The organism is Pseudomonas sp. R76 (assembly GCF_009834565.1).
Taxonomy (GTDB): domain Bacteria; phylum Pseudomonadota; class Gammaproteobacteria; order Pseudomonadales; family Pseudomonadaceae; genus Aquipseudomonas.
This window is the reverse complement of sequence record NZ_CP019428.1, coordinates 3038513-3059896: the sequence shown is the minus strand read 5'-3', so window position 1 is coordinate 3059896 and position 21384 is coordinate 3038513. Positions and strand designations below refer to the sequence as shown.

The following is a 21384-nucleotide window of genomic DNA, read 5'->3' as shown; positions in this document are numbered from 1 at the left end:
CTGGTGTTAGTCGAAATGCAGTTCGGCTGTTTGCGCCACGCCATCGGCATTGCCCGCCCACAACTGGGCCACGCCGGGTGCTGTCACGCGCCCGCCCACGGTAAATGGCTGTGGCGCAATCAACGGGCGCACGCCGCGATAGGCGAAACGGCGCAAGGTGGCGCCCGGGTGCGCACGGCAAAAGGCGCGCAGGCTCAAGGTGGCGATCAACGGCCCATGCACCACGAGGCCCGAATAGCCTTCGGTGCCGGTGACGTAGGGGTAGTCGTAGTGGATGCGGTGACCGTTGAAGGTCACGGCGCTGTAGCGAAACAACAGGGTTGGCGTGGGGTCGACACTCTCACGCCATTCACCTTCGGCGAGTGCGTCGCCGCTGCCTGGCTTGGGCGGCGTGGGTTCGCGGTAGACGATGTCCTGTTCTTCGCGAATCGCCAGTCGCCCGTCCTGGGAATAGTCATGGCGCACGGTGACAAACAGCAGCGCGCCGGTGCGGCCGGTTTTTTCTTCGACGTGGGTGATGGTCGACACGCGAGTCGCCGCCTCACCGGCGCGCAAGGCATGCAGGAACTCGATCCGCCCACCGGCCCACATGCGATTGCGATTTTCCGCTGGCGGCAGAAACCCGCCACGGGCCGGGTGGCCGTCAGTGCCCAGCGCCGATTCCGGCAGTGGGTCCTGGAAGAAACACCACTGCCACAGCGGTGGAACGGCTTCGCCCTCCACGGGCACCGCCGCGCCGAAGGTCGCGGCGATGCGCTTGAGCAGGTTGTGGCTCAGGTGGTCGTGGGCGGTTTCACTTCGGCCGATCCAATCGGTGGCGCTCATCGGGTACACATCCTCTGGCAGTGGTGGTCTGCCCCGGATCATGCAAGCGCCTGCCCGTTCTGAGAATTTGCATTTCAATAAACCAGCGTTCGGTTATGCTGAACGCCGACAATTTGATGCACACCCCCTAGCCCTGTGGGAGCTGGCTTGCCTGCGATGGCGGTGGATCAGGCAATGCATGTGCAACCTGATACATCGCAATCGCAGGCAAGCCAGCTCCCACAATTGATCTTCATCGTTGCCGAATAGGTGTTTTGCATGCACTTCGATCTCGCCGACCTGCGCCTGTTTATCCATATCGCCGAATCCCCCAGCCTGACCCAGGGCGCCAAGCGTGCGTTCCTCTCGCCCGCCGCCGCGAGTGCGCGGATCAAGGCGCTGGAAGGCCAGCTCGACACGCGGTTGCTGTACCGCGACAGCCGTGGCGTGGAGATCACCCCGGCCGGTGAGCGCCTGCTGCACCATGCGCGACTGATCATGCGCCAGGTGGATTACCTGAAAAGCGAGTTCACCCAGTACGGCGTGGACTCGGCCGGGCATATCCGCATTTTTGCCAATACCACGGCGGTCACCGAGTTTCTGCCCGAGGTGCTGGCGGGCTTTTTGTCCCAGCGCCCCGGCGTCACCGTCGACCTGCAAGAGCGCCTGTCCCGCGATATCGTGCGTGGCGTGCTGGATGGCACCAGCGACATGGGCATCATCGCCGGGCCGGTTGAAGCGGCGGGTTTGCAGGTGCTGCACTTCAGCACCGACGAACTGGTGCTGATGGTGCCCGTGGGTCATCCGTTGGCCGACCAGCCTTCAGTGACGCTGGACCAAACCCTCGCCTACCAACATATCGGCCTGCACGAAGGCAGCACGCTGTTGAGCTTTTTGCGTGAACACGTGGAACGGCTCGGCAAGCATTTGTCGTTGCGTATCCAGGTGTCGAGTTTCGAGGCGATTTGCCGGATGGTCGAGGCTGGCGTGGGCATCGGCATCATCCCCGAATCCGCCGCGGTGCGGCACAGCCGGACCATGCAGTTGGTGGCGGTAAAGCTCGATGAGCCCTGGGCGATTCGCGAGCGGAGCATTTTGGTGCGCGAACTGGAAGCCCTGCCCGGCACCATTCGGGCGCTGATCGCCACCCTGATGCCGGACCCACTCAGTGCAGGCTGATGTTGCGCTGGCTGGCGGTATCGATATTGATATGGCTCAGTCGGCCCTGCCCGTCGAACAGCAACAAATCAGACCCCAGGCGGCGAAGCTGGGCCGGCGATTGCGGCCAGTGCAACGTGACGCAAAGCCGATCGCTGGTACGGTGGATCACGTGCCAGCAGGTGTCGTGCTCCTCAACCCGATAACTGATCAGCAACCAGTCCTCAAATAGAAACGGGCTGACGGACTCATCCCATTCCTCGTCCGGCAAGTTGCCAGGCAGCCTATAGCCCTTTCTAACCCCGTGCTGCTTAAGGACCAGAATGGGTGTGCCATCGTCGTGCTTGATCCGATACTGCGCCGAGTCAGCGGTGGCACTGGGCTCCTGGAAGTCCGTCGCCACGATGTCAAACGCGCTTTCGCGGCTGACCAGGCGCCGCTCCGGCAGACGATAATGCCACAGCATCAGGCACCCACCCGGCGCTGACAACCACAGGTATTCGTTGTGTTCATCGACCTTGATGGCCTGCACCGGCGCCGGCAGATCACTCACATGCCAGAGCGTTTCAAAGCCACGGTCAACATCCACCACGCGCAACTGCGGGCCTTTGCCGATGGTCCAGCGGCTGCCATCAAACGCGTTGGCAAAGACACCCATGGCCAGCACGCCGAGGTCTTTGGCGACACGATTGACCAGGTCCAGTTTGCTCACGCGCCATACATTCCCCCGCCAGATCAGCACCAACGCGACCTGTCGGCTATGGGCAATCACGATCTTCTGCGCCGGCACCGCAAAGTGAAACAACGCTGCGCCCGCCGCATCCACTACCATCACCCCCGCCTCGCCCAGCGCCACCAGGTAACGCTCATCCTCCAGCGGCGCCGCGTCGAAAATCGGCCGGCTGCCGGCGGCCGGTGCAGACCACTCGCGGAGTTCACCCAAACGCTCCAGCGAGACCACAGGCGTGCGCTTCAGCGCCTGGCCAGGCAAGTCCGCCTGAAGCGCTTTGTCGCGACTCATCTTGACCAGCGCTTGTAGCTGGTTATGGGTCAGTTGGCCGTGATCGCTGAATTGATCGGCCAGAATCGCGTGCACGGTGGCACCGGCGAGCCAGGCCAGGGCGGTGGTGTTGGCCTTGTGCAGCAACAAGGCCTGCGCCAGGGCGGCGCGTTCGCCGGCGCGCGCGGGGTCGTCACGCAATTGCTCGACCCACGGCCCGTAAGCCTGCAGCGTTTCGGGCAACAGGATCGCGCGTTTAACCAGCGCCTCAATGCCCAAGCGCCCGCCGGCCGCCTCGGCGTTAAGCAGCCATTGCGCGGCGCGTGGGCGTTCTGCCGGCAGGCTCCAGATCACATCGACGGCTTGCAACCACAGGCCTTTGGCGATCAACGACTCGGCCCATTCCAGGCGCAAGCGGTCGGCGGCTTCCGGCGACTTGGCCTGGAGCATCACCACGGCGTCGGCGAACGCATTGTCGCGCCGCGCCACCAGCACGGCGCGCTGCCACTGCTCGGCCAGGCACAGCAGGCGCACGATCACCGCAGGCGGCATGTCCCAGGCCAGAGCCAGGTCGGCGGCCTGCTGATAGCGCGCGTGTTTCTCCAGGTAATCGAGGGCTTGCTGGTGCTCTTTGAGCAATTCGGCGAGTACAAACACCGCTTCCTCGATACGACCGGCACGGTCCAGGCGCTCAAAGGTCTGGCGATACACCTGGCGCAAGTGCTCGGTCAAGTCGTCTTCAAACAGCATCGAGCGCGCCGGGCTATCCTGCTGGCTGAGGCTCAAGTCCTGGCGACGCTGGGGCGTACCAAAGCTCTGTTCACCGCTGGAGGCACCGCCGTTCAAGGGGATGGCGTGACGCAAGGCTTCTTCGAAATTGCCGTCTTCGAACATCTCCAACATGCGCTGCATGTAGGCGGCCTGGCGTTTGCCATACAGCTTGGAGAGCTGGGAGTGCTGGGTCAGCCGGGTCAACAGGCGGCGCCACGCAGCAGGTTTGTGCCTGCGCGGGGTGGCACGCGCAGCGATGCCTGGGTCAGCGGGAGCGCGGGCCACCGGCTGGGGCGCCGCTTTGGCGGGTGCCGAGGCGCCACGGTGCAGGAAGCGGTTCAACCCGAACAGCAGCGCGGTGATCACCACCATCCAGATCAGCGCGCCCAGGAGCGTGCCGCCGAGGGACTGTGTGTGGGTGGCCAACATGGCGGCGGGCTCGCTCTGGCCGAAGAGGCGGACCAGCCCACCCAGCAGTAGCAAGCCGATCACGATTTTCAGCACCGGGGAAGAGACTTCGCGGGCGCCGTTTGCGTTGTTTTGCGCAGACGCCGCGCTGGCGCCCGGCCCTTTACTCGGCGTGTGACGCGGGCGCTCCAGCAGCGCTTGCATGATTGCTTCGCGCTCCGGGCTGACGGGCTCCAGTGGCCCGCCGAGGATTTCACGCAGGTCGGTGACCACCGCTTCCGGCAGCGTTGCCGGCAACGGGGTATGGCAGTCAAAGGTGTCAAGCAGCGTGTAGGTGCTGACGTCGAGCCACAGCCCGGGCTTCAGCACCTGTGCATCGCGCAACTGCAGGGCGTGGACATGACTGCCGCGCACCAGCCACAGGTCGGCAACGGGCAGCCCGCGCAATTCCTCCGGGTGCAACGCGGCAGACGACAAACCCCGGCCCTGGCGGATCAGCGGCCAGCCGTGCAGGCTTTCGCAATGCACCGGGCAAGGTCTGTGGAACTGCAACAAGTCGCCGTCGGCAAAGCGATAGGCGCGCGCGTCGGTTTGCCAATAGTCGAGGATCAAGCGCCTGCGCTCGCCTTCATCAAAGCGCTCGGCGGCAAACCATAGGCCGTCAATCTGTTGGTGCCCGGTGAGTACCGGGCGGCGAATCAGCATCTGTTCTGGCTCAAGCATTGGCAGCGTCCTGGGTGAGCTGCGGTGCCTGGTTGCACATCACTTGCAAGCGCATGGCGCGCTCGCCAACCGAGTAAACCAGTAATTCGCGGTCAGTGGTCAGTACGGCGATCAAGCCGCTCATGGGGCAAAAGCTCGCGCGGGCAATCGGCGCCGAGGTGGTGAACAGCGTGCGCTGTTGCCCCTCGGCGTACAGCCCGACGCTGTGCTGGTTCGGCCCCAGCAGCACCAGTGAGTAAGCCGGCCGTTGGGCGTACGTGTAGTGCAGGCCGATGGCTTTCCAGCCGGGCGCCAAGTCGATCTGCTCGTGTTTCTTCGGAAAACTTTCATGGGTCACCAGGCGCCAACTCTGGTGGCCGCCCTCAGTGGTCAGCAGCGCGCAACCGCCGCAGTACTGGCGCCAGTAAAAGTTAGCGGCCAGCAACACCTGGCTGACGCCCGCTGCCGAGCCGACCGCATGACCATTGGTACGTAAACCGTCAGCAGACCCGGAATACGCGACGATCTGCCCGCCTTCGCTGCGCGCATAAGCGATGGTCAAGGGGTCGACCTGCACCAGGCTCATCACGTCATCCGCCACCCGGCAGAGTTCACGCGACTTCCAGTAGGCAAGCCGCCCCTGGCTGTCGAGCAAGTACACGCGCACGGAATTCTGACTGTGCAGCCACACACTCGGCAGGAACGTCGCGGTGCCCGGTGGCAGTTGCAGCTGTTCACGGTTGGGCTTGTCGACGGTGGGCATACCGGGGATGTTCCAGAATGTCAGGCTGTCGTTATCACTCAACACGGCACCGAGGCTGCGGTGGTGAAAGGTGGTGCTCAAGACGCGCTGATGTTTGCCCCACAGACGGCGCCGAACCTCCAGGGACTTTTTCTGGTTCTTGTGCGGCAGCTTGATCACCACCATGCCCGGCTCATCGAGCATGCGCAGCGCCACATAGTTACCGGCGCTGGAGATTACCGGCGGCAAGGTCAAGGCAACGCGTGGCACCGCACGTGCGAGCTTCGGCGGCGGCGCCTGGCCTTCATCGTCGAACTGGCCTTTGAGCAGTTGCACTGCGCGCCCTTCATCCGGCATAGGCAGCAGCACGCGCCGCACCGATCCGGCCTGCAATTCAAAGGACAGACTTTGGCCATCCAGGCTGCGCTGCACCTGCACCCGGTGCGTAGAGGTCTTGGTGGTGTCCTTGGGCAAGCGCTGTCCGACGGTCCAGCACTCACCCAACGTTTCGCCCTGCACAGCCAGCCATTCCTGCCAGGCGTGCCAGTGCGCCGGGGCGACACTTTCGTAGGTGCGCGCCTTGAGCAGCCGTTTGAGCTGCCCCGCGCTATCGAATGCATGCAGCACCGGCGCGCCTTGCAGGATGCCCCAACGCAACTGTGCGCCCGCCTCCTCGGCACGCCGGGCCAGCAGCATCAGCAAGGCGATATGCACCAGCCGCGCGGCGCCCCACTGCAACGGGCCGGCGTCGAACAGCACGACAATCAGGCGGTTGGCTTCACGGGCGCGGTATTGCGGCGCCAGGAACATATGCTCGCCGCCGACAGCCCGGCGCATAAACTCATCCGGCACTTCATCGGCCAGCAGCCATTCGCTGGAAAGCAGGCGCTCGTAAGGCCCACGGCGTTGCAGATCACCCACGCCATCCGGCTCCGGCACCCCGCCTTGCTGCCGACCGCGCAGTGGCCCGAGTACCGGGTTGAGGCGCCCCAGCAAATCGGCGAAGAGCGGCAGATGCTGCGGCGCAAACCACTCCAGCCATTGGCGCCAGGGTTGCAGGGCTTCAGGCAGTTGCATGGCGGGCTCCCCACTGCGTCGCGATGCGCTGAAGGTGTTCAACCGTCACCGGCAACAGGCGATCCAACGGCACGACGGCTTGCGGTTCGCGCCATAACAGCAAGGGCGAGCGCTTGAAACGTGCCGACAGCGTTTGGCCGAGCACGTCCACCGGCGCTGTCGGCTCCCAACTGGTGGGCAGCCACAGCCCCGGCGCGTCGGGGTGCACTGCGGCGTAGGCCACGCCGTCGACCCACGGCAAATCCACCGATGCTCCGGTGACCACCAATACATCGCCATTGGCGGTGGCGTGCAAGCGCGCCGCCTGTTCATCGGCGAGCAGCAGCAAGCGCGCATGCAAGCGGCGCGCGGCGTCGCCCCAGGCAACGGCGGCTTGAGGGTCGGCCGGCACCTGCCTTGGGCGCCAGGTCCAGGCGTAGTGGTCGGCACTCATGGCGTCAGCATTCGGGACAGTTGCCCGCGTACCTGCTGCAAGGGTTCCGGCATGGTCTCGCTATTGAAGTTGGCGTCGATCTCGCGCAGCAGCCCTTCGAGCGCCGGGCTGTCGGGCGGCTCGCTGCGGGCCAGGTAGTCTTGCGCCGTTTCGAGCAAGCGATTCAAGCGCGACATCGGCTGCAAGGTGGCCTCTTCGACCGCGCTGAACAAATGGCTGTTGCTGGACGCGGCAAACAGGTCGCGCAGTACCTCGCGGCCATGCTGCTGAGCCTCTTTGGTCGGCAGCACATACAGCAGCGGCCACAGGTCAGCATCGCTGGCTTGCAGCCGCCCGCCCAGCAGCGCGGCAGCCGCGATCAGCCGTTGGGACTTGACGATACGGCGGTCCGACAACGGGATGCCGGCTTCGCGCAGGCGCCGAATCGCCTGGGCCAGGGCCGGACGCACGGCGCCCAGGTCGACGTTTTTCAGGGCCTGGCTCAGCGTGTCCAATTGCGCCAACCCGAGCAACTGTTGCACGGGCCGCTGTTCCGACTGCCAACCGCCCGCCAGCATGGCTTCCAGTTGATTGTCCGGCACCGACTCGACAAACAGGTGCAACAGGAAGCGGTCGCCAAATGCCGCCAGTGCTTCATCGTCCGGCAAGCCGTTGGCGGCGCCGACGCACACCCGCAGCGGGCATTGGATTTGGGTATGGCCACGGCGAAAGCGGCGTTCGTTGAGCACGCCCAACAAGGTATTGAGGATGGCGGTGGAGCCCAGGAAGACTTCATCGAGAAACACGATATCGGCTTCCGGCAGCATGCCGCTGACGTCGGTTTCCACCGTGCCTTCACGCAGTTTCTTCAGGTCCACGGCACCGAAAAGCTCCGACGGCTCAGTGAAGCGCCCCAGCAAGTATTCGAAGTAACGCCCGCCCATGGATTGCGCCACACGCCGTACCACGGCGCTCTTGGCCGTGCCGGGCGGGCCGATGACCAGAATGTGCTCCTGGGCGACCGCCGCCAGCACAATCAGCTCGGCCAATTGCTCGCGCCCGACCAAGCCTTCGGTCGCCGTGCGCACAGCGTGGCGGATTTGCGTGGCAGCGCTTTGCAACTGAGCAATCATGGGTGTCTTCCCTGAAACCAAAGCGGGGAATCTTGCCTGAGGCTAAGGTATTAGCAAAGCGTTGTTACAACCTGCCTTGAGGAGTCAGCCCATGCAACTCGAAGGATCCTGCCATTGCGGCGCCGTAACATTCAGCCTGAACAGCCAGCATCCGTACCCTTACCAGCGTTGCTACTGCTCGATCTGCCGCAAGACCCAAGGCGGCGGTGGCTATGCGATCAACCTTGCCGGCGATACCCAAAGCCTGAAGGTGCAGGGACGCAAGCACATCTCGATCTACCACGCCAGGCTCAAGCCCGAGGGCGCCAGCCGCGCGTACGCGAGCACTGCCGAACGGCATTTTTGCTCGCAGTGCGGCAGCGCCTTGTGGCTGTTCAGCCCGGAGTGGCCGGAGCTGATTCACCCGTTTGCCTCGGCCATCGACACGCCGTTGCCGGTGCCGCCGGAGCACACGCACCTGATGCTCGGCTCCAAGGCGCCGTGGGTGGAAGTCAGCGTGCACAAGGGTGACCTGCAGTTCGACGAATACCCCGAAGAATCCATCGCCCAGTGGCATGCACGCTTGGGCCTGTCGCGTTAACAGTCTTTGACAGTTTCCCGACAAAGCTCACAAAGATTGTTGGCCAACTGCGCCCTAGCATTCGAGCATCCAAATAAGCCTGCGGGTGCTCTTCATGTTTCGCACATTGCGCGGTATTCCGCTGTTGGGTTGCCTGCTGGGCACGCTCGGTTGCCATGGGCAACCGCCTGCCCCGCCGCCAATTCCCAAGGGCGATTACGGCGCGATCATTCGTTACCTGCAAGCGCGTATTCCACGGGAAATGGCCCAGGAGAATGTGCCCGGCCTGTCGATTGCACTGGTCAATGGCCAGGAGCTGATCTGGGCGCGCGGGTTCGGCATGGCCGACAAGGCCCAGGGCGTGCCGGTCACGCCGAACACCGCGTTTCGCGCCGGTGGCATCTCCAAACTGCTCACCGCCACGGCCGCGTTGCAACTGGTCGAGCAGCAACGCCTGGGCCTGGACGCGCCGATCCAGCAAGCCCTGCGCGAGTTCTACGTGCGCTCGCGCTTTCACACCGACCAGGGCGCCGCCGACCGCGATATCACCCTGCGCCGTTTGCTCAGCCATCAGTCCGGCCTGCCCAGTGAACACCTGCGCGACCTGCGCAGCAGCTTCGCCATGGGCCAAATGCCAATGCGCGTGTCGGGTGTGTGGCTGAGCAGCCCACCCGGCTCGCAAGTGGCGTATTCCAACCTCGGCTATTCGCTGGTGGGCGCGGCGATTGAGCGGGTCAGCCACAAAAGCTTTGAAGCGCAGTTGCAGAGCAGCCTGCTCAAGCCGCTGGACATGAGCCAGTCGAGCTTTGTCGGCACCGGCACGCAGCTGAGCTTTCGCGCCCTGGGCTATGAGGATGGCGTGGCGAGCACCGACGCCCAAGTGCGTGACCTTGCCGCCGGCGGTTTGTGGGCCAGCCCGAAAGACCTCAGCCACTACGTGCAGATGCTGTTCGCCCAAGGCCTGTACAAAGGCAACCGCGTGCTCGGCAGTGCGTCGATTGACGCGATGTTCACCCAGCAGAACACCGGCAACGCGCTGGACTTCGATTGCCAGATGGGCCTGGGCTGGTTCCTCGCGCCGTGCGGCGATGAGCCCGTCGCCCCCGGCGTGCGCACCTACCAGCACAGCGGCGGTGGCGATGATTTTGCCGCGCAGTTGACCGTGTTGCCGGACGCGCAGCTGGCCGTGATCATCATGGCCAATGACAGCAGTGCCGAAGAGCTGGTCGCCAGGCTCGCCACCGACGCCCTGCGCCTTATGTTGCAGGCGCAAACCGGCGAAGCGGTCTGCGCCGACGACTGCCAGGCGCCCGACCATGGGCTCAAGGTGCGCCATGTGCCGGCCGCCGTCGACCGCAAACGCCTGGCCGGGTTTTACGCGACGGCCTGGGGCGTGTTCCGCATCAAGGACGACAACGGTCGATTGGCCGGCAAGTTGGCCGGGTTCGACTTCGAGCTGCTACGCGATGAATCCGGCTGGCTGCGGGCGCAGAAGAAGATCCTCGGCTTCTGGCTCAAGGACCTCGGTGACCTGGGGCGCGTGCAACTCGACGTGGTCACGGTGCAGGGCCGCCAGTTGCTCACCGCCCGCAGCCACGGCCAGCGCATTGCGATCGGCGAACGCATCGACCCGCCACCACTGCCGCTGGCGTGGGCCGACACCATCGGCACTTACCAAGTGCTCAACACCCACGAGCCCGACGCGCCGTTAAGTGGCATCAGCGTGCGCCTGGAAGAAGGCTTCCTGGTGATTCGTGGCCAATTGCACGACGAGCCGCTGACCGACTACATCCTGCTCCCCGTCGACAACGCCCACGCCGTGCTGGCCGGCAACGGCTATGGCCTGGGCGACACCGTGAGCCGCCAGGTCAATGGCCTCAGCGCGTCGGGCTACTCCTTCAAACGCACCCGCTCCCCCCACCACCGCCTGAATTTCTAACACGGACGAACACCCTGATGCGCTCAAAAAACCTCTGCCTGTCGTTCACCTCGCTGTGCCTGCTCGCGGCTGCCGACACCGCGACTGCCGAAGACTGGCAATACAGCCTCAAGGCCGGCGTGGCCAACGCGCCCCGCTACAGCGGCAGCGACGAACGTATGACTGCGCCGCTGCTGGGCGGCAAAATTATCAGCCCCTGGGGGATCTTCCTCGACACCGACAAGGGCCTGGGCTGGGGCTACGAAGGCAACGCCTTGAGCTTCAGCGCTTATGTCGGCGCCAGCCGTTCACGCAAGGATAAAAACGAAAGCCTGCATGCTGGCTCCAAACGTCTCAAAGGCATGGGCGAAATCAAGGCGCGCCCGCAATTGGGGGTCAGCGCCGCCTACAACCTGGGCGGCGTGATCGTAGGTGGGACGCTGGAACATGCCCTCAAGGAAGATGACCACAAGGACACCGGCAAGGCCTACACCCACCTGGAACTGAGCCTGGGCACCAACCTGTATGAAGGCCGCTTTGGCTCGGTGGATGCCAGCCTCAGCAGCCACTTCGGCGACCGCAACTACTTGCAGACCTGGTACGGCGTCACCACCGGCCAGGCCGCGCAAAGCCGCTTCAAGGCCTACAAGGCCGGTGCAGGCAACATCAGTAATGGCATGAATTTGGTGTGGAGCATGCCGATCAGCGAGCGCACGCAGTTTTCGACGTTATTGGACGTGCAGTACCTGGCGGATGAAGCAGGCAAGAGCCCGATTGTGGAGCGGCGGTTGCAGACGTCAGTGATGGGGGTGTTGGAATACAGCTTCTAGCTTGATGCCCCATCCGGGCAATGTGGGAGCTGGCTTGCCTGCAATATCCATAGGTATCTACGCAACTCTTTGTCTGATGTACCGAGATCCAAATGTGGGAGCGGGCTTGCTCGCGAATGCGGTGGGTCAGTCAGCTTATCTGTAACTGACCCACCGCATTCGCGAGCAAGCCCGCTCCCACAATTTGACCGAGTTCGGCCGTCAGACTTCTGTGCTTTGCTTTTCTGTGGGAGCGGGCTTGCCTGCGATGCAGGCAACTCGGTCCATCAGGCATAACCAGTTGATGCCATCGCAGGCAAGCCAGCTCCCACCCTGAATCGGTTATCACCCTGACCCTTGCTTAACGTCAGGGCTTACTCGGCATACGCCCAGGTCATCCGAAACGACGCGCCGCCCCACTCCGAATCCAGCACTTCCACTTGTCCGCCATGCCATTGGCTCACCCGCTTGACCAGCGCCAACCCCAAACCAAACCCGCCGGTGCGGCGGTCGCGGCTGGTGTCCAGGCGCAAAAAGGGTTCGAAGATCTTCGCCCGGCCTTCCAGCGGTACGCCAGGCCCGTCGTCATTAACGCGCACTTCGTAGCCACTGCCGAATTTGACCAAGGACACTTCCACACGGCGCTCGGCGTAGCGAATCGCATTGCGCAGCAGGTTGATCACCGCGCGCGCCATAAAGCGTGGCTCGATCTGGATAAAGTCGACCTCACAGGTGCGCAACGACAGCTGCACCCCGGCCGCCTCGGCTTCCAGGGCCACGCTGCCGATCACGCTGTCGAGCCAACTGTGGGCCTCGATGTTTTCCCGGGTGACCTGGGTGGCGCCACGCTCCAGGCTGGCGTAGGTCAGCAGTTCGGAGACCATTTCTTCCAGCTCGCCCAGGTCGGCGTACATGTCGGCGATCAGCTCGCGGCTTTGGCGTGGGTCGGACTGTTGCTTGAGTTGGTCCAGTTCGAACGACAAGCGCGCAATCGGCGTACGCAATTCGTGGGACACCGCGTTGGTCAGTTCACGCTGGTTGGCGATCAGGCTTTCGATGCGCTCGGCCATCTGGTTGAAGTGCCCGGCCAGTTCGCGCACGGTGGAGCGGCGCGGCAGCAGAATGCGCGAGGCCAGGTCGTTATCGCCAAAGCGCTGCGCGGCCAGGCGGATATGCTCCAGGTCACGCCAGTGCGGGCGCACCCAGAAATACAGCACGATGGCCAGGCTCACACCGAGGAAGCCGTAGGCCCACAGGTACAGCCATTTGGGCTCTTCCGGCAGTTTGATTTGCAGCAATTGCGGGCCACTATCAATCGTGGTCAGGAACTCCATAAAGTCCCCACGCACGACCAGTTGGCCGTCAGCCAGCAGTTTTTGTTCGCGCTCGTTCAGCGCCAGGGCATCGCTGGGCACCAGTTTCAGGCGCAAGCCGTAATGGGGTTGAAGTTCATCCAGACGCGCTTGCCGCGCCGCGCCTTGCAGGGGCTTCAGTTGCTCCACCAAACCATAGGCCGGGCCACGCAGCGCCTCACGGTTATAGACTTCGTTGGCCTCGGGCAATAACTCGTCGAAGGTGTAGTTGACCAGCCAGATCGCCCCCGCCAAACCCAGCGCCAGGATCACATACAGGCGCAGAAACAGGCGCAGCATCTAAACCTCCCACGCGAACGGGTTGAACAGGTAGCCCTTGCCCCAGATGGTCTTGATGCACACCGGCTCACGCGGGTTGTCATTGAGTTTGCCGCGCAGTTTGCTGATGTACACGTCGACGCTGCGGTTAAGGCCGTCGAAGGCGATACCGCGCATGCGATTGAGAATGTCGTCGCGGGAGAGGATTTTCCCCGAACTGCTGGCCAGCAACCACAGCAACTCGAACTCCATGGTGGTGAGGTCGATCTTCTCACCGCCCAGGCTGACCACCCGGCAGCTGCGATCAATCGACAGCCGGCCGAACTCCAGCGAGCCGCGTACGGTGGGCTCAGGCACCTGGCGACGTTGCAGCGCACGCAGCCGTGCGAGCAATACCGGCGGTTTGATCGGTTTGATCACGTAGTCATCGGCACCGGACTCCAAGCCCAGGATGTGGTCCAGGTCGTCCTCCTTGGCCGTCAGAATCACAATGGGCGTGTCAGACACATTACGAATCTCGCGACACACGTGCAGGCCGCTCTGGCCCGGCAACATCAGGTCGAGCACGACGATCTTCGGCTTGAAGTCGAGAAACGCCGCCAGGGCTTCATCACCCCGATGCACCACGCGCACCTCGAAACCGTGCTGCGCCAGAAAGTGCGCGATCAGCCCTGCCAGCTTCTCGTCGTCCTCAACGAGCAAGACCTTGCCCAAACCCAGGTTTTCCATAAATTCTCAGTGTAAGAACGCGGATTGAAGTACCGGCATTATAGGTGGCAAGCTGGCCGGAAACGGTACTGTACAAGAAGGAAAATCCGATGTTCTCCGCGGTTTTTGCACAACTTTCATGTTTTTAAGAGTTTTTTACATTTGCCGCATACTTTTTAACCTGCTTTTTTGCGCGGCGTGCGCGGCCCCTTCTCGCAGCACTGAAACAACCTGCGCGCCGCGAATCATCAAGTAATAAATCAGTCACGCGATGGTGAACTACACTGCGGCATAGTTAAATTTCATTCCTGCAAGAGCCACTTAACTATGCGTCATACCCAACTCGATACCCGAAGTAAAAGTAACCCAGGGAAAACCCTGCGTAACGTTGCAACCATTGCCGGGCTCGTCGGTATCTTGGCCGGATGCAGTAACGGCGCCGTGCCCAATACCCTGCCCAACAAGGCCAAGTTTATCAACCCGGCCGGGCTTTCCACGCCCACCGGCTATACCCATGTCGTAGAAGCGCCGGTGGGGCGCACGCTGTATATTTCCGGGCAGATCGCGTTCGACAAACAGGGACAACTTGTGGGTCCAGGTGATTTCACCGCTCAGGCTGAACAAGTGTTTGCCAATTTGAAAGTTGCACTGGAGGCCAGTGGCGCAACCTTTAATGATGTGGTCAAGCTGGGCGTCTATGTCACCGATGTGGGGCAACTAAGTGCCTTCCGAACCGTTCGCGATAAATATATCAATCAGAAAAATCCGCCCGCCAGCACACTGGTTGAAGTATCCCAATTTATTCGCAAAGAGTTGTTGTTGGAAATTGATGCAGTGGTGGTAGTGCCTGCTCAACCCGCAACTGCACAGTAGCGCGGTAACCGACTCGCTCAACGCCGGCCTTGAACCGCCGTTGCACTCGCAAAAAAGCCTGTCCACGTTACACTCGGAACGTGGATTCGCGCGTTGGCGCAGATGACCAAGGGAAATCAAGGAAGGCATTGAACCGCTTTCAGTTGTCGCGGTGGTTACTGGAACGGGAGCAGCATGCGCAAGGACTACCTGGCTTTTTTTATCTCACTGTTCCTGTCGCGGCTGGCGGACCAGATCCTGCTGTTTATCGTGCCGCTGATCGTGTTCCAGACCACCAACAGCGTGTCGTGGGCAGGGCTGGCGTTCTTTGTCGAGTCGCTGCCGCGTTACCTGGCGTTCCCGGTGTGCGGGGCGTTGTGCGACAAGTTTTCGCCGGTGCGCATCCTGCATATCAGCCAGGTGTACCGGGCGCTGGCCTGCGTGGTGGCGGTGGCGTTGTACGGCGTGTTCGACGGCATCTACTGGCTGGTGATCCTGTCGGCACTGTGCGGCGTGTTGACCACTCAGGGCATCATGGCGCGGGAAGTGGTGATGCCGCATATCTTCAAGCATTACACCTACGCCAAAACCTTGTCCTACTCGCAGATTGCCGACCAGAGCGGCCTGGTGCTGGGGCCGTTGGTGGCGGCGCTGATGCTGGAAGTCTGGGCGTGGCATTGGGTGGTCATCGGGATTGCCGGCTTGTTTGTGCTGGCGGATGTGGCGATGTGGGTCTGGCAGCGCAACACCACGGTGAATCTGCACAGTCATGAGCAGCACCCGGATATCTGGCTGCAGCCGCTGCGCATCGCGTTCGGGCATATCCGCAACCTGGTGGAGTTGAAGCGGATCATCACCCTGGCGGTGGGTGTGAACCTGATGATTGGCGTGACGCTGGCCACGTCTGCCGCGATGGTCACGGGCCAATACGGCGCCGGCAAGGACACCTACGCCCTGCTGCAGGCGGCGGGTGCGCTGGTGACCATCGGCATCCTGTTTTATCTGGCGCGCGCCACGCTACCGCTGAAGGTGATGGGCGGGCTGTCTTACGCGATGATCGGCGTGGGCGCGCTGATCACCGCCCTGAGCCCCAATGTGTGGGCGTACAGCGTTGGCTTCCTGCTGGTCACCGGCTTCGACAAGATGTTCAACGTGTACCTGCGCAGCACCCGTCAGCGCGTGATTCCGGTGCAGGACTTCGGCAAAACCGTCGGCGTGATTACCTTGCTCAACAACCTGTCCCAGCCCTTGGCAGGCTTGTTGGTGGCCGTATTGGCGGCGCCGCTGGGCACGCAGACGGTGATCCTGCTGCTGGTGGGGCTCACCGCGCTGCTTGGGGTGGCGGTGGCCTCAGGCTGGCACGCCACTGTGAAAGCGGAACTCGATATCGGGTGATTCGATCAGCTCCTGCTCGGTCGCCCTCACCCGCTCGATCACTTGGGCGATGTCTTTGGCGTCGCCGTACTGGTAGGCCAGTTTCAAGTAACCCTGGAAATGCCGGGCCTCGCTTTTGAGCAGACCGAAATAGAACTTGCCGAGTTCTTCGTCCAAATGTGGCACCAGTGCTTCGAAACGCTCACAACTGCGCGCTTCGATAAAGGCCCCGACCACCAGGGTATCCACCAGCTTGACCGGCTCGTGGCTGCGCACCACTTTGCGCAAACCCGAAGCATACCGGCCTGCATGCAGTTGACGCAGTTCGACTTTGCGCTTCTTGATCAGGCGCATGACTTGCTCGTGGTGCACCAGCTCTTCGCGGGCCAGGCGCGACATCATGTTGATCAGGTCAACATGGGCGTGGTACTTGGCGATCAGGCTGAGGGCGGTACTGGCGGCTTTGAATTCGCAGTTCTTGTGGTCGATCAGCAGCGTTTCCTGATCGGCCAAAGCAGCCTGGACCCAGGCGTCGGGGGTGCGGCAGCCGAGGAATTCGTGGATTTCGGGCAGGTTCATCGGGCTCACGGGCAAAAGGATCACAAAAGGGGGCCGATTATACCGACCCCGCCGCAGACCACCAGCCACTGGCGTTGATGTGCATCAACATGACGTCTGGCGAGCAGCAACTATAGTTGTCCAGAGCGCCTTTTCCCCGTCTCTGGAGATCCGTCCATGCAAGCTATCCGCAGCATCCTGGTGGTCATCGAGCCCGAGCACTCGGAAAGCCTGGCCCTCAAGCGTGCCAAGCTGATCGCCGGGGTCACCGGCGCGCACCTGCACTTGCTGGTCTGCGACAAGAAGCATGAACACTCGGCGCTACTGAGCCTGCTCAAGTCCGGCCTGCAGGAAGACGGCTACAGCGTGACCACCGAGCAGGCGTGGAATGACAGCCTGCATGAAACCATTATCGACGTGCAACAGGCCGAGGGCTGCGGGCTGGTGATCAAGCAGCACTTCGCCGACAGCCCGCTGAAAAAGGCCTTGCTGACCCCCGCCGACTGGAAACTGCTGCGCTACTGCCCGACTCCGGTGCTGCTGGTGAAAACGGCCACGCCGTGGGCCGACAAGGTGGTGCTGGCGGCGATTGACGTGGGCAACAACGACACTGAACACCAGGCACTGCACAACACCATCATTGACCACGGGTTTGAAATAGCCAGCCTGGCCAAGGCGCAATTGCACGTGATCAGCGCGCATCCATCGCCCATGCTGTCGGCGGCCGACCCGACGTTCCAGCTCAAGGAAACCATCGAGGCGCGCTATCGCGAGCAGTGCAAGGCGTTCCAGGCCGAGTTCGACGTGGATGACGCGCGCCTGCATATCGAGGAAGGCCCGGCCGACGTGTTGATCCCGCATGCGGCGCATAAATGGCAGGCGGCGGTGACGATCATCGGCACTGTGGCACGCACGGGTATTTCGGGGGCGTTGATCGGCAATACGGCGGAAGTGGTACTGGATGCGGTGGAGAGTGATGTGCTGGTGCTCAAGCCGCAGGAGTTGATGGATCACTTGGAAGAGCTGGCGACCAAAGCTTGAGACAATGAAGATTAAATGTGGGAGCGGGCTTGCTCGCGAATAGGGTGGCTCAGTCGACATCTGTATCAACTGACAGACCGCATTCGCGAGCAAGCCCGCTCCCACATTTTTGCTTTGTATTGTCAGTCAGCAAACGCATCCCGCAGGAACCCAGGGGCGATATAGCGCTGATAATGCGCCTCGGACAGGATAAAAAACTCGCGGTCAATGGCATCGCGCAGCTCCGGCAATGCCCAATCGCGAAACTCCGGCATCAGCACCATGCCATAAGCCTCCAGATTGGAAATCACCCGCGCGCCCCGGGCAATCAACTGGTAGGCCCAGCAGTACTCGGACTGGTGCGGCACAAAGCGAATTTTGCGCTGCTCCAACTGCCCGCGCAGCATCTTGGGGTCGAAAACCTCCAGCTTGCCGGCCATCACCTGCACCAACAGCTGCTCAAGTCGAAGCCAGACGGCGCGTTTTTCTTCCTCGTTATAGCCATTCCACTGGATCACTTCGTGGTGGAAACGCTTGCAGCCACGGCACACCAGATCGCCGTAAACCGTAGAGCACAGGCCGACGCAGGGGGTCTTGATGGTTTGGTTGGACATGGGCAGCGACACACAAATCAGCGAAACAGTGCGCCATGTTAGCCCTTTGTCTAAGGTTGATCACCCAGCAAACTTGGTTAGGCAACTTACCTTTAGATTTTTTTTGCCGTAGAATCATCCGGCCTTGTAAGGCGCCAATAATCCGCTGGAAGCTGTTTTCAAAGCGTCACGAGCACAGTCGTTCCTTCAGAACGGTGTTGGCGATGGTTATTACCCGGTAGGTAACAGCCAGCGCCAACCCTCATCAGCTCCGTTCTGCAGGCGTAAAACTTTGAAAGCAGCTTCTGTGAGGAATGCCGGCAGCGCTGGCTTTGCGGCCCAAAAAGCCCCCGAGCGCATGCGTGCCGTTCATTTCTGGATGAGCGTCCCGTGGGACCACTGATGAGGGTAATAACTGTGCTTGAAGCCTACCGCAAACATATCGAAGAGCGTGCAGCACTGGGTATCGTTCCCCAGCCGCTTAACGCCGAACAAACCGCAGGCCTGGTTGAGCTGCTGAAAAATCCCCCGGCTGGCGAAGAAGAATTCCTCGTTGACCTGATCACCAACCGCATCCCACCAGGCGTTGACGAAGCTGCCTACGTCAAGGCCGGTTTCCTGTCTGCCCTGGCCAAGGGCGAAGCCACTTCCCCCCTGATCGACAAGAAACGCGCTGTTGAACTGCTCGGCACCATGCAAGGCGGCTACAACATCGTGACCCTGGTCGAGCTGCTGGACGACGCCGAACTGGCGCCCGTCGCTGCCGCCCAACTCAAGCACACCCTGCTGATGTTCGATGCGTTCCACGACGTCGCGGAAAAAGCCAAGAACGGCAACGAACACGCCAAAGCCGTGATCCAGTCCTGGGCCGATGGCGAGTGGTTCAAGAACCGCCCGACCCTGGCCGACAAGATCAGCCTGCGCGTGTTCAAGGTCACCGGCGAAACCAACACCGACGACCTGTCCCCTGCCCCGGATGCCTGGTCCCGTCCTGACATCCCGCTGCACGCCCTGGCCATGCTGAAAATGGCGCGCGAAGGCATCGTGCCGGACGAGCAAGGCAAGACCGGCCCGATGAAGCAGATCGAAGAGATGCGCGGCCAAGGCTTCCCGATCGCCTACGTCGGTGACGTGGTCGGCACCGGTTCGTCGCGTAAATCGGCAACCAACTCGGTACTGTGGTTCTTCGGCGACGACGTTCCTTACGTGCCGAACAAGCGCGCAGGCGGCTTCTGCTTCGGCAGCAAGATCGCTCCGATCTTCTACAACACCATGGAAGATGCTGGCGCACTGCCAATCGAATTCGACGTCACCAACATGAACATGGGCGACGTGATCGACCTGTACCCGCATGCTGGCAAAGTCTGCAAACACGGCACCGATGAAGTCCTGACCACCTTCGAAATGAAGACCCCGGTGCTGTTGGACGAAGTTCGCGCCGGCGGCCGTATCCCGCTGATCATCGGCCGTGGCCTGACCGAAAAGGCACGTGCCGAACTCGGCCTGCCGCCTTCGACCCTGTTCAAACTGCCGGAAGCACCGGCTGAAAGCGACAAGGGCTACACCCTGGCGCAGAAAATGGTCGGTCGCGCCTGCGGTCTGCCAGAAGGCAAAGGCGTTCGTCCTGGCACCTACTGCGAACCGAAGATGACCACCGTGGGCTCCCAGGACACCACCGGTCCTATGACCCGTGATGAACTGAAAGACCTGGCGTGCCTGGGCTTCTCGACCGATCTGGTGATGCAGTCGTTCTGCCACACCGCGGCTTACCCCAAGCCGATCGACGTGACCACCCACCACACCCTGCCTGACTTCATCATGACCCGTGGCGGTGTATCGCTGCGTCCAGGCGACGGCATCATCCACAGCTGGCTGAACCGCATGCTGCTGCCGGACACCGTCGGCACCGGTGGTGACTCCCACACCCGTTTCCCGATGGGCATCTCGTTCCCGGCCGGTTCCGGTCTGGTCGCGTTCGCTGCAGCCACTGGCGTGATGCCACTGGACATGCCGGAATCGATCCTGGTGCGCTTCAAAGGCAAAATGCAACCTGGCATCACCCTGCGTGACCTGGTTCATGCCATTCCTTACTACGCGATCCAGGCTGGCCTGCTGACCGTAGAGAAGAAAGGCAAGAAGAACGCCTTCTCCGGCCGCATCCTGGAAATCGAAGGCCTGAACGACCTGACGCTGGAGCAAGCGTTCGAGCTGTCCGACGCCTCGGCTGAACGTTCGGCTGCCGGTTGCACCATCAAGCTGTCGAAAGATTCGGTCACCGAATACCTGAACTCCAACATCACCCTGCTGCGCTGGATGATCGGCGAAGGCTACGGCGATGCACGCACCCTGGAACGTCGCGCCCAAGCGATGGAAGCCTGGGTTGCCAACCCGGAACTGATGGAAGCCGATGCCGACGCGGAATACGCCGAAATCATCGAAATCGACCTGGCCGAAATCAACGAGCCGATCCTCTGCGCACCGAACGACCCGGACGATGCCCGTCTGTTGTCCAGCGTTGCCGGTGAGAAGATCGACGAAGTGTTCATCGGTTCGTGCATGACCAACATCGGTCACTTCCGCGCTGCCGGCAAGTTGCTGGAACAGGTCAAGGGTCAGCTGCCAACCCGTCTGTGGCTGTCGCCGCCGACCAAGATGGACGCTCACCAACTGACCGAAGAAGGCTACTACGGCATCTACGGCAAGGCTGGCGCGCGCATGGAAATGCCGGGCTGCTCGCTGTGCATGGGTAACCAGGCACGTGTAGAGCCGAACTCGACCGTTGTGTCGACGTCGACCCGTAACTTCCCGAACCGTCTGGGTGACGGCGCCAACGTCTACCTGGCGTCGGCTGAGCTGGCAGCTGTGGCCTCCACGCTGGGTCGCCTGCCGACCGTCGAAGAGTACATGGGTTACGCAGCGAAACTGGACACCATGGCCAGTGACGTTTACCGCTACCTGAACTTCGACCAGATCGCCGAGTTCCGCAAAATCGCAGCAAGCGCCAACATCCCGGTGATTCAAGCCTAAGGTGTGTTGATGTAAAGGACGCCGCGTATCGAGAGGTACGCGGCGTTTTTTATGCCTGGAATACAAACCCCTGTGGGAGCTGGCTTGCCTGCGATAGCTGTCCATCAGTTGATGCATCTTTGACTGAC

At 62.1% G+C, this 21384-nt stretch carries 17 protein-coding genes; 8 read left to right on the top strand and 9 right to left on the bottom strand.

Annotated features, from left to right (window positions below; all coding sequences use genetic code 11):
* Positions 1–6: 6 nt before the first annotated feature.
* Positions 7–825, bottom strand: coding sequence for an FAS1-like dehydratase domain-containing protein (locus tag PspR76_RS13840; protein WP_159956080.1), 819 nt, complete (start codon positions 823–825; stop codon positions 7–9).
* Positions 826–1083: 258 nt separating this feature from the next.
* On the opposite strand from PspR76_RS13840, the gene PspR76_RS13835 reads away from it, so the two are divergent.
* Positions 1084–1983, top strand: a complete 900-nt coding sequence (locus PspR76_RS13835) for a LysR family transcriptional regulator (RefSeq protein ID WP_159956078.1) — start codon at positions 1084–1086, stop codon at positions 1981–1983.
* On the opposite strand, the gene PspR76_RS13830 is transcribed toward PspR76_RS13835, so the two are convergent.
* Genes PspR76_RS13830 through PspR76_RS13815 form a run of 4 tightly spaced genes read right to left on the bottom strand, consistent with a single transcriptional unit; the run spans position 1970 to position 8207 of the window.
* Positions 1970–4864 carry a bpX6 domain-containing protein gene (locus tag PspR76_RS13830; RefSeq protein ID WP_159956076.1) on the bottom strand — a complete coding sequence of 965 codons (2895 nt, stop codon included), beginning with the start codon at positions 4862–4864 and terminating at the stop codon, positions 1970–1972. The genes PspR76_RS13835 and PspR76_RS13830 overlap by 14 nt on opposite strands.
* Complete coding sequence (locus PspR76_RS13825; RefSeq protein ID WP_159956074.1) at positions 4857–6662, bottom strand: hypothetical protein; 1806 nt, start codon at positions 6660–6662, stop codon at positions 4857–4859. The genes PspR76_RS13830 and PspR76_RS13825 overlap by 8 nt, the downstream gene beginning before the upstream one ends.
* On the bottom strand, positions 6649–7095 hold the full coding sequence (locus PspR76_RS13820; RefSeq protein ID WP_159956072.1) for a bpX5 domain-containing protein: 447 nt from the start codon (positions 7093–7095) through the stop codon (positions 6649–6651). Before PspR76_RS13820 ends, PspR76_RS13825 begins: the two co-directional genes overlap by 14 nt.
* On the bottom strand, positions 7092–8207 hold the full coding sequence (locus PspR76_RS13815; RefSeq protein WP_159956070.1) for an AAA family ATPase: 1116 nt from the start codon (positions 8205–8207) through the stop codon (positions 7092–7094). The genes PspR76_RS13820 and PspR76_RS13815 overlap by 4 nt, the downstream gene beginning before the upstream one ends.
* A gap of 91 nt (positions 8208–8298) precedes the next feature.
* Here PspR76_RS13815 and PspR76_RS13810 point away from each other — a divergent pair, with 91 nt between their 5' ends.
* The 3 genes from PspR76_RS13810 (at position 8299) to PspR76_RS13800 (ending at position 11514) form a co-directional block, all read left to right on the top strand.
* The gene (locus tag PspR76_RS13810; RefSeq protein ID WP_159956068.1) at positions 8299–8787 is read left to right on the top strand and encodes a GFA family protein; all 489 of its coding nucleotides are present in this window, start codon (positions 8299–8301) and stop codon (positions 8785–8787) included.
* A 94-nt stretch (positions 8788–8881) separates the two neighbouring features.
* A complete protein-coding gene (locus PspR76_RS13805; protein ID WP_159956066.1) occupies positions 8882–10705 on the top strand; it encodes a serine hydrolase domain-containing protein in 1824 nt (607 codons plus the stop codon).
* A 17-nt stretch (positions 10706–10722) separates the two neighbouring features.
* Positions 10723–11514, top strand: coding sequence for a MipA/OmpV family protein (locus PspR76_RS13800; protein WP_159956064.1), 792 nt, complete (start codon positions 10723–10725; stop codon positions 11512–11514).
* Positions 11515–11867: 353 nt separating this feature from the next.
* Here the strand turns inward: PspR76_RS13800 and PspR76_RS13795 are convergent, their stop codons facing one another.
* Both PspR76_RS13795 and PspR76_RS13790 read right to left on the bottom strand, forming a co-directional pair.
* Positions 11868–13145, bottom strand: coding sequence for an ATP-binding protein (locus PspR76_RS13795; protein ID WP_159956062.1), 1278 nt, complete (start codon positions 13143–13145; stop codon positions 11868–11870).
* A complete protein-coding gene (locus tag PspR76_RS13790) occupies positions 13146–13853 on the bottom strand; it encodes a response regulator (protein ID WP_159956060.1) in 708 nt (235 codons plus the stop codon).
* Between the two features lie 306 nt (positions 13854–14159).
* On the opposite strand from PspR76_RS13790, the gene PspR76_RS13785 reads away from it, so the two are divergent.
* Both PspR76_RS13785 and PspR76_RS13780 read left to right on the top strand, forming a co-directional pair.
* Positions 14160–14705: a RidA family protein gene (locus tag PspR76_RS13785; RefSeq protein ID WP_159956058.1), complete on the top strand. Its 546-nt coding sequence runs from the start codon at positions 14160–14162 to the stop codon at positions 14703–14705.
* A 174-nt stretch (positions 14706–14879) separates the two neighbouring features.
* Positions 14880–16079 carry an MFS transporter gene (locus PspR76_RS13780; protein ID WP_159956056.1) on the top strand — a complete coding sequence of 400 codons (1200 nt, stop codon included), beginning with the start codon at positions 14880–14882 and terminating at the stop codon, positions 16077–16079.
* Here PspR76_RS13780 and PspR76_RS13775 read toward each other — a convergent pair.
* Positions 16035–16637, bottom strand: a complete 603-nt coding sequence (locus PspR76_RS13775; protein ID WP_159956054.1) for a tRNA-(ms[2]io[6]A)-hydroxylase — start codon at positions 16635–16637, stop codon at positions 16035–16037. The two genes, PspR76_RS13780 and PspR76_RS13775, sit on opposite strands and share 45 nt — an antisense overlap.
* 156 nt (positions 16638–16793) lie before the next feature.
* Between PspR76_RS13775 and PspR76_RS13770 the strand changes: the two genes are divergently transcribed.
* Positions 16794–17657, top strand: coding sequence for a universal stress protein (locus tag PspR76_RS13770; protein ID WP_159956052.1), 864 nt, complete (start codon positions 16794–16796; stop codon positions 17655–17657).
* Positions 17658–17779: 122 nt separating this feature from the next.
* Here the strand turns inward: PspR76_RS13770 and PspR76_RS13765 are convergent, their stop codons facing one another.
* On the bottom strand, positions 17780–18250 hold the full coding sequence (locus tag PspR76_RS13765) for a DUF1289 domain-containing protein (RefSeq protein ID WP_159956050.1): 471 nt from the start codon (positions 18248–18250) through the stop codon (positions 17780–17782).
* A gap of 396 nt (positions 18251–18646) precedes the next feature.
* Between PspR76_RS13765 and acnB the strand changes: the two genes are divergently transcribed.
* Complete coding sequence (gene acnB, locus PspR76_RS13760) at positions 18647–21256, top strand: bifunctional aconitate hydratase 2/2-methylisocitrate dehydratase (protein WP_159961426.1); 2610 nt, start codon at positions 18647–18649, stop codon at positions 21254–21256.
* Positions 21257–21384 lie beyond the last annotated feature (128 nt).